The organism is Azoarcus taiwanensis, assembly GCF_012910885.1.
In the GTDB taxonomy this organism is placed as follows: Bacteria; Pseudomonadota; Gammaproteobacteria; order Burkholderiales; family Rhodocyclaceae; genus Azoarcus_F; species Azoarcus_F taiwanensis.
Window position 1 is genome coordinate 1 of record NZ_WTVM01000156.1, and the last position, 8226, is coordinate 8226.

Here is an 8226-nt window from a genome sequence, read left to right on the forward strand (position 1 = left end):
GCAGGCACGCCGATTGGCGCTCATGTGAGCCGGAATTCGCCGGAAAAAGGCGGAATTATAGCGTTTGTGCGCTGCCGTGTGGGGGCGCTAACCGGCGCGGGCGACCGTGGTGCGATGAACCGGCGGGTTGGCCTGGAAGTAGCGGCGGATGCCTCGCATCAATGCGTCGGCCATCTTGTCTTGATATGCGGCGTCGTTGAGGCGGCGCTCTTCATCCGGGTTGCTGATGAAGGCGGTCTCCACCAGTATCGACGGGATGTCGGGCGCGCGCAGCACTGCGAAACCAGCCTGTTCCACCTGCGGTTTGTGAAGCCGGTTCACCCCGCCGAGTTCGCTCAGCATTGCCTTGCCCAGCTTTAGGCTGTCGTTGATCGTCGCCGTCTGAGAGAGATCGAGCAGGGTTCGCGCGAGGTGACCGTCCTGTTTCGCAAGGTTCACGCCGCCGATGAGATCGGCCTCGTTCTCGCGTTGCGCCAGCCAGCGTGCGGCCGAACTGGTGGCGCCGCTCTCCGACAGTACATAGACGGAGCTGCCGTGGGCTTCGGGCCTGACGAAGGCGTCGGCATGGATCGACACGAACAGGTCCGCCTGCGCGCGCCGGGCAATCGCGACCCGCTGCTGCAGCGGCACGAAGTAATCCCCGTTGCGCGTCATGATTGCCTGCATGCCCGGTTCTGCGTCTATTCTGCGCTTGAGACGGGTTGCGATCGCCAGCGTAACGTTCTTTTCGTAGGTGCCTCTGCGTCCGACGGCACCCGGGTCTTCGCCACCGTGACCGGCGTCGATCACCACGGTCAGGATCCGGTTGGCGTCGGCAACCTGTGCATTGCCGGCGGCATTGTCGCCGGTCGCGACACGCTCGCCGCCCCCTTCGCCGCTTGCGGCTTCCATAGGCGTACGTTTGCGGATAAGGGCAAGAATCGGGTCGATCGGCTCGGTGGGATATAGGTCAAGCACCAGGCGGTGCCCGTAGTTCGCGATCGGGTTGAGGGTGAAGATGGACGGTTTGATGGTGCCCTTGAGTTCGACCACGATGCGGACCACGCCGGGGCGATTGTTGGCGGCTCGAATCAGCGATATGACTGGATCGGTGTCGAGCACGCGATCGGGGAGCGACTTGAGAACGCTGTTGAGTTCGACCCCCTCCAGATCCACGACCAGACGGTCGGGGTTGTCCAGCGTCAGGTACTTGAAACTGATCTCGGCGTTGCTCTCGAGCGTGATGCGGGTGTAGTCGGTAGCCGGCCACACGCGCACGGCAACGAGACTCCTGGCCGAGGCGAAACCGACCGGGCTTACCAGAAGTGCGAGCGTGGCGCCGGCGAACTGAAGCATCTGCCGTCGGCTCACACCGGCGGGCAGATTCACTGGGCCATGCTCTGCAGTTGGTTCTTCATTGTTCTCGTGCATGATCTTCCGGCCTCCGTCAGTGCCTCGACCTCGAGGCGGCGTCCGCTGCCATCCACCGCGAGTCGTGCGACAACATCAGCTTTTGCAACAAAGGGTTGCGCTCTATCCGGCCACTCAACCAAGCAAACGCCATCACCGAGAAAGTACTCATCCAACCCTGCTTCCAGGTATTCCTCGGGTACAGCGAAGCGATAAAAATCAAAGTGATATAAGTTTAATCTAGAAACTGTATAAGGTTCAATCAAGGTGTACGTCGGACTTTTTACTTTTCCGGTGTGACCGAGCGCACGAAGCAGGCCACGAACCAGAGTGGTCTTGCCCGCGCCGAGGTCGCCGGTGAGGTAGATCACGAGTCCCGGATGCAGTGCCGGTGCCAGCGCTGCCCCGGCAGCAGCAGTGGCTTCCTCGTCGGGCAGGTGCGCCGCAAGTCGGGTGTCGCTATCATCCCCGGAATGAGCAAGCTCGATCATGTGCACTCCTCCTCTGCAAGTTCGCCCGGTGACCACGAGGCCGTGCCGGATATCGACCAGATCAGGCAATGGGCGAACACACTCGGTTTCAATTCAGTTTCGGTAAGTGGCGTGGACCTCGAGACCGCCGAGCCAGGTCTGATCAGCTGGCTGGAGCAAGGATTCCACGGCGAGATGGATTATATGGCCCGGCATGGCCTGAAGCGGGCGAGACCCGCGGAGCTCGTGCCCGGAACTGTGCGCGTAATCACCGCACGGATGAACTACTGGCCAAATGCCAGTGAAGCCGGGAATGTGCTGGCCGACGGCTCGCTCGCCTATGTTTCGCGTTACGCACTTGGGCGCGACTATCACAAGCTGTTGCGGGCACGTCTGCAGAAACTGGCCGATGCGATTACGGCGGTTGCACCCCATGCCTACCGTGTTTTCGTGGATTCCGCACCAGTGCTCGAAGTGGAGCTGGCGGCGCGCAGCGGCCTTGGATGGCGGGGCAAGCACACCTTACTGCTCGACCGTGAGGCCGGCTCCTATTTCTTCCTGGGCGAGATCTTTACCGATCTGCCGCTGGAGGAAGCTCCGCCGGTACAAGCGCATTGTGGCTCCTGTCGCGCCTGCCTCGACGCCTGCCCGACAGGCGCGATCGTCGCGCCGTACCGGGTCGATGCCCGGCGCTGCATTTCCTATCTGACGATCGAACTCAAGGGCGCGATCCCTGAAGAGTTTCGGACACCGATCGGTAATCGGATCTACGGCTGTGACGATTGTCAGCTGGCGTGTCCCTGGAATCGTTTTGCACAGTTGACGGTCGAGACGGACTTTGCGGTACGGCACGGACTTGACGCGGCGAGTCTCGTCGAGCTGTTCGCCTGGACCGAAACGGATTTTCGCGAGCGGACTGCGGGCAGCGCGATCCATCGCATCGGTTTCGAGCGCTGGTCGCGAAATATCGCGGTTGCACTCGGCAATGCGCCGCACAGCGAGGCAGTAATGAAGGCGCTTTCAGCCCGGCGGGAGGACCCGTCGGCCCTGGTGCGCGAGCATGTCGAGTGGGCGATTGCGCAACAGGGCAGGCGGGCAGTCGAATCAGGTCCCGGTGCCGGTGGCGATCGGTCGTGACGGATCGGCACACCATTCGCTCCACGAGCCAGGGTACAGGCGTGAGCCGACCAGGCCGGCGTGCTCCATGGCCAGCAGGTTGTGACAGGCGGTGACGCCTGAACCGCACTGGTGAATCACCGCGGCCGGTGGGAGCTCGCCGATGATCGCGGCGAAATCGGCACGCAACTCGTCGGTCGGCCGGAAGCAGCCGTCCTCGTCGAGGTTGTCACGGAAGAAGCGGTTCCACGCCCCCGGAATATGACCGGCAACCGGATCCAGACTCTCGTTCTCGCCGCGAAAACGATCCGGGCTGCGTGCGTCGATGAGATTCAGCTGGCCGGTTGCGAGCCTGCGCTGGATCTCGGTCACGTCCGCGGCCAAGCCGGTGTGTGTCTTGAAATCGAATTGGGCGGGAGAGTACGCCGGGAGTGTCGCGGATACCGGCTGGCCCGCATCGCACCACGCGCGATAGCCGCCGTCGAGCACGGCAACCGCATCGTGACCCAGCCAGCGGAGCATCCACCACAGACGCGCCGCGTACATCCCGCCCGCGTCGTCGTAGGCAATGACCTGTGTGTGATTGCCGATACCCAGTTCGCCAAGTCTTTTCGCCAAGGCCGCCGGGTCGGGAAGGGGGTGACGGCCGTTGGTGCCGGTCTTGGGGCCGGAAAGGTCGTCGTCGAGCGACAGGAACACCGCGCCAGGAATGTGCGCTTCAGCATAGGCGTCGCGTCCGAAAGCCGGGTTGACGAGGTCGTGGCGGCAGTCGACGACACACCACTCCGGCGTGCCCAAGCCGCGCGCCAGATCGTCGACCGATATGAGGGTGCGAAACTGCCCGGTCACTCTGAGGGCTCTTGCTCGGCTTCAAGCCAGCTGCGGGCCTCGACTTCGTCGTCGAAGACCAGCACTTCGGCATCGACGAAGATCTGTGTCAGCCATGCACTCCACGTGATCCACTGATCCTCGGTGAGCACTGCGATGCGGCCGAAGTCGTGTGCATGCTCACGGGTGAACTTGATCTCTTCCCACGCGACGTCAAGAGTGAAGCCAGCCATTTCGCGCAGGTCGAAAAACAGATTCACCGGCCCTTCGAAACGCACCTTGTAGTTGACCAGCTCTTCGAACTCCTTGTAGTCGGCGATGGTGAACTCGCCGAATACGGCCACTGAAATCAGGTTGTTGTTGTGGTCGATGGTGATCATTGAAAGCTCCGTGCGTGTCCGGAAAAGGCGATTGTCGTTGAGCCCACTATATCCCGGGATGCCGCGTGATTCAACGCATGTCGGCCGCTGGCAGAGTCGATGCCGTGGCTCGCTGCGCGCGTCTGCGCGCTACACTTGCAGGCCACGATTGTCGCCGGAGACACGACGATGGGTTATCTGCTCGCACTGGATCAGGGCACGACAAGCTCACGCGCCATGGTGTTCGACACCGATGGCCAGGTCAGGGGCGTATCACAGCAGGAGTTCGCCCAGCACTATCCGCAACCCGGTTGGGTCGAGCATGATGCGCACGAGATTCTCCGCACTCAGTTCGGCTGTATGCGCGGCGCCCTCGAGGCCGCACGGATAAGGCCCTCCGAGGTGCTCGCGATCGGCCTCACAAACCAGCGGGAAACCACAGTGTTGTGGGATCGGGCCACCGGTCAGGCGCTGGCGCCGGCCATCGTCTGGCAGGACCGCCGCACCGCCGGCGACTGCGACCGCCTGCGGGAGCAAGGCCACGCCGACATGATTCGGCGCAAGACCGGACTCGAACTCGATGCCTACTTCTCGGCGACGAAGCTCGCGTGGCTTCTGCGTGAGATCCCGGGTGCCCGGGCGCGGGCGAATCGCGGAGAGCTCGCCTTCGGCACGATCGACACCTGGTTGCTGTGGCATCTGAGCGCGGGCGAGCTGCATGTCACCGATCCCGGCAATGCGGCGCGGACGATGCTGTTCGATATCCACCGCCAGTGCTGGGACGACGATCTGTTGGCGATTTTCGACATTCCGCGAACCTTGTTGCCCGGAATTGTCGACAGCGTCGGCGTGTGCGGCCACTCGAGCGCCGAGGCCTTTGGCGCACGGGTGGCAATTGCAGGCATCGGTGGCGATCAGCAGGCGGCGACCTTCGGGCAGGCGTGCTTCGATGCCGGCATGGCGAAGAACACCTATGGCACCGGTTGCTTCATGCTGATGAATACCGGCGCCGAGGCGGTCGAGTCACGCAACCGGCTGCTGACCACGATTGGCTGGCGCCGGGGCGGGCAGACAGCTTATGCGCTCGAGGGCAGCATCTTCATGGGCGGAGCGCTGGTGCAGTGGTTGCGCGACGGTCTCGGGCTGGTGCGCCGCGCTTCGGAGATCGAGGCGCTGGCGGCCTCGGTGCCGGATACCGGCGGCGTTGTGCTGGTGCCTGCGTTCACCGGCCTTGGCGCACCCTATTGGGACGCTTACGCCCGCGGGACACTGATTGGCCTGACTCGCGGCAGTAGCGCGGCCCATATCGCCCGCGCCGCGCTGGAGGCGATTGCGCTGCAGACTGTCGATCTGGTCGAGGCGATGAAGCGCGACGGTGCGACACCCTTGCTTGAGCTCAGGGTCGACGGTGGCGCCGCGGCGAACAATCTCCTGATGCAGTTGCAGGCCGACCTGCTTGGCGTGCCGGTGGTCCGGCCAGCGATGCTCGAGACCACCGCCTTGGGTGCCGCGTATATGGCCGGACTTGGTGCGGGGGTGTGGCGAGACACCGATGCGCTGGCGGCGATGTGGTGTGAAGAGCGTCGGTTCGAGCCGGCGTTGAACGAAGACCACCGGGCGGAGATGCTGGCCCGGTGGCATCGGGCGGTGGAGCGCAGCCGCGGGTGGGCTCAGGCGTAAGCTACCTGGCGGGATCAGGACCGGGGCGGCACCGGCAGTGAAACACGGGCAACCAGCCCGCCGTCCGCTGCATTCTCCAGCCGGATCCTGCCGTGCTGAGCGGTAATCAGGTTGTGTGCAATCGCGAGCCCCAGCCCGGTGCCGCCGGTGTCGCGATTGCGTGAGGCTTCGGTGCGGTAAAAAGGTTCGAACACCTTTTCGAGTTCGTCTTCCGGCAGGCCGGGGCCGTGGTCCCTGATGCTCAATTCGAGTGTTGAGGCCTGCCTTTCCATTGCAATGTCGACGCGTTGGCCGAACTTGATGCCGTTCTCGACCAGGTTCCACAGTGCGCGCCGCAATCCCATGGGATCAGCCCGGCAGGTGGCGGTCAGCGCGTCGGTGCGCTGCACCGCCCAACCCATGTCCTGAGCGTCCGCGCACAGACTGTCGAGCAACGCACCCATGTCCAGATTCTGCAGCCGTGGCGGCGCATCCATGCTGCGGGCGTAGTCCAGGCCCTCACGGGCGAGCGACTGCATTGCATCGAGGTCGGCCTGGATGCGCTCGCGAAGCGCGTCGTCCTCGACTTGCTCTGCGCGAAGCCGGAGCCGCGTGATCGGGGTGAGCAGATCATGCGAGATTGCGGCCAGAATCCGGGTCCGGTCGCGCACGTGTTCGTGGATGTTGGCCTGCATCTGGTTGAGCGCAGCCGCGGCATACGCGACTTCGGCCGGCCCGTGTTCGTCCAGCGCCGGCCGGTTGGGTTGCTCACCGATGGCGCGAGCGGCGTCGGCGAGCCGGGTGAGTGGCCTGGTCGCGATGCGCACGCCGACCCAGGTGAGGCCGCCAATGCCGATGACCAGTGCCACAAGCGCGGCGAGGGCACGGGCCGGTGTGGAAGGTGTGCCACTGGCGATGCCGGTGGCCGGCACCTGCGGGATGGCCAGGCGCATGCTCAGCGATGTGCCGTCGCTCAGGGTGACGACTGCGACCAGACGGGTATGGTGGGGTCCGCGGTCGTCATCGCGCTGCGGTATCGCGTAGATGCGCACGTCACGATCCGGCAACGCTGCGCGCATCGATTCCACGAGCGGGAATCGCGGCGGCAGCGGCCGAGCGTCCTCAGGCGGTGGCGCCAGGAACAGTCGCAGGCGTCTTCGCCCCATGGATTCGATCCAGCGTTCGCGTTCGTGGGGTGCGAGTTGGTCTACAACGTCGATCGCGGTGGCGGCTTCTCGCGCGATGCCTTCGAACAGCACTTTGCGGTCAAAACGGTCGCGCTCGCCGAGAAAGAGGGTGACGCTGACCGCAAGCACCGCCGCGATGCCGAGCAGCCAGATCAGCATCAGGCGGGCGAAGAGGGTGCGGGGCAGCAGACGCATGGCGTGACAGAGGGCTCAGGTCTGGGGTTCGGTGTCGTCGGTTTCGAGCACCGGTTCGACAGTGCAGGCCAGCACATAGCCCTCGTTGCGCACGGTCTTGATGATTGCGGGTTCGCGGGCGTTCTCGCCGAGACGCTGACGGATCCGGCTCACGAGCAGGTCGATGGAGCGGTCGAACACCTCGGCCTCGCGCCCCTGGGTCAGCTCCATGAGCTGGTCGCGGCTGAGGACGCGCTGGGGGTGGTCGAGGAACACCCGCAGCATGCGATGCTCCGCCCCGGACAGTGCGACGACGGTGCCGTCTTCGGCGACGAGATGGCGGGCGATGGTGTCGAGTGTCCAGTGTGCGAAACGCAGTCCCTTGATCTGACGGGCAGACTCCGATTCGCCTTCCAGATTGGGCGGCAGGGCACGGGCTCGGCGAAGTATCGAGCGGATACGCGCGAGCAGTTCGCGCGGCACGAAGGGTTTCGGAAGGTAGTCGTCGGCACCCATCTCGAGGCCGATGATGCGATCCATGTCTTCGCCACGTGCGGTGAGCATGAGCACCGGAATGTCGCGATGTTTGCTGCCGCTGGCGCGCAGGTTGCGGCACAGCGTAAGCCCGTCGTCACCCGGCATCATGACGTCGAGCACGATGAGATCGATGCGGTGCTGTTCCAGTGCCGATTTCATTTCGCGCCCGTCTGCCGCCGTGCTGCAGCGCAGTCCCTGGCGGGTCAGGTACTCGGCGAGGAGATTGCGGATCTCGCGGTCGTCATCGACGATGAGGATGTGGTCGCGTTGGGCGCTCATGGATGGGTCCGGACGGCGGAAATCGTGTTTGGTTGACGCTATTCTGACCGAGCGGGGCGGGGGCCGTGTATCGTTTTGTCGGGCGAGGCGGCACGGAGTAGCGAGGTGGTGCTGGTGGCTGTCCGGACGGCGACTTTGCCTGAGCGCATGCCGCTGTTGGCGAGCGTAGCGCCCGCGATCCCTGCTGTTTGAGCTCGTCAGGGCGAGTTCAGGGATCGCAGCGAAGCG

Annotated in this window: 8 protein-coding genes; 2 read left to right on the forward strand and 6 right to left on the reverse strand. The window is 64.4% G+C overall.

The annotated features are described in order from the left end of the window. Window positions 1-87: 87 nt before the first annotated feature. Window positions 88-1410: an N-acetylmuramoyl-L-alanine amidase gene (locus GPA21_RS17680; RefSeq protein WP_168989425.1), complete on the reverse strand. Its 1323-nt coding sequence runs from the start codon at window positions 1408-1410 to the stop codon at window positions 88-90. After that, complete coding sequence (gene tsaE / locus GPA21_RS17685; protein WP_168989426.1) at window positions 1365-1880, reverse strand: tRNA (adenosine(37)-N6)-threonylcarbamoyltransferase complex ATPase subunit type 1 TsaE; 516 nt, start codon at window positions 1878-1880, stop codon at window positions 1365-1367. Before tsaE ends, GPA21_RS17680 begins: the two co-directional genes overlap by 46 nt. On the opposite strand from tsaE, the gene queG reads away from it, so the two are divergent. Beyond that, window positions 1863-2996 carry a tRNA epoxyqueuosine(34) reductase QueG gene (gene queG, locus GPA21_RS17690; RefSeq protein WP_211163672.1) on the forward strand — a complete coding sequence of 378 codons (1134 nt, stop codon included), beginning with the start codon at window positions 1863-1865 and terminating at the stop codon, window positions 2994-2996. The genes tsaE and queG overlap by 18 nt on opposite strands. Here queG and GPA21_RS17695 read toward each other — a convergent pair. Continuing rightward, window positions 2964-3824, reverse strand: a complete 861-nt coding sequence (locus tag GPA21_RS17695) for a rhodanese-like domain-containing protein (RefSeq protein ID WP_168989428.1) — start codon at window positions 3822-3824, stop codon at window positions 2964-2966. The two genes, queG and GPA21_RS17695, sit on opposite strands and share 33 nt — an antisense overlap. Next, the gene (locus GPA21_RS17700) at window positions 3821-4183 is read right to left on the reverse strand and encodes a SpoIIAA family protein (RefSeq protein WP_168989429.1); all 363 of its coding nucleotides are present in this window, start codon (window positions 4181-4183) and stop codon (window positions 3821-3823) included. Before GPA21_RS17700 ends, GPA21_RS17695 begins: the two co-directional genes overlap by 4 nt. Before the next feature lie 168 nt (window positions 4184-4351). On the opposite strand from GPA21_RS17700, the gene glpK reads away from it, so the two are divergent. Continuing rightward, window positions 4352-5842, forward strand: a complete 1491-nt coding sequence (glpK, locus tag GPA21_RS17705; RefSeq protein ID WP_168989432.1) for a glycerol kinase GlpK — start codon at window positions 4352-4354, stop codon at window positions 5840-5842. 14 nt (window positions 5843-5856) lie between these two features. Here glpK and GPA21_RS17710 read toward each other — a convergent pair whose 3' ends face one another. Together GPA21_RS17710 and GPA21_RS17715 are read right to left on the reverse strand one after the other, a co-directional pair. Then, window positions 5857-7203: a sensor histidine kinase gene (locus GPA21_RS17710; RefSeq protein WP_168989430.1), complete on the reverse strand. Its 1347-nt coding sequence runs from the start codon at window positions 7201-7203 to the stop codon at window positions 5857-5859. Window positions 7204-7218: 15 nt separating this feature from the next. Continuing rightward, window positions 7219-7998: a response regulator gene (locus GPA21_RS17715; RefSeq protein WP_168989431.1), complete on the reverse strand. Its 780-nt coding sequence runs from the start codon at window positions 7996-7998 to the stop codon at window positions 7219-7221. Between the last annotated feature and the right edge of the window lie 228 nt (window positions 7999-8226).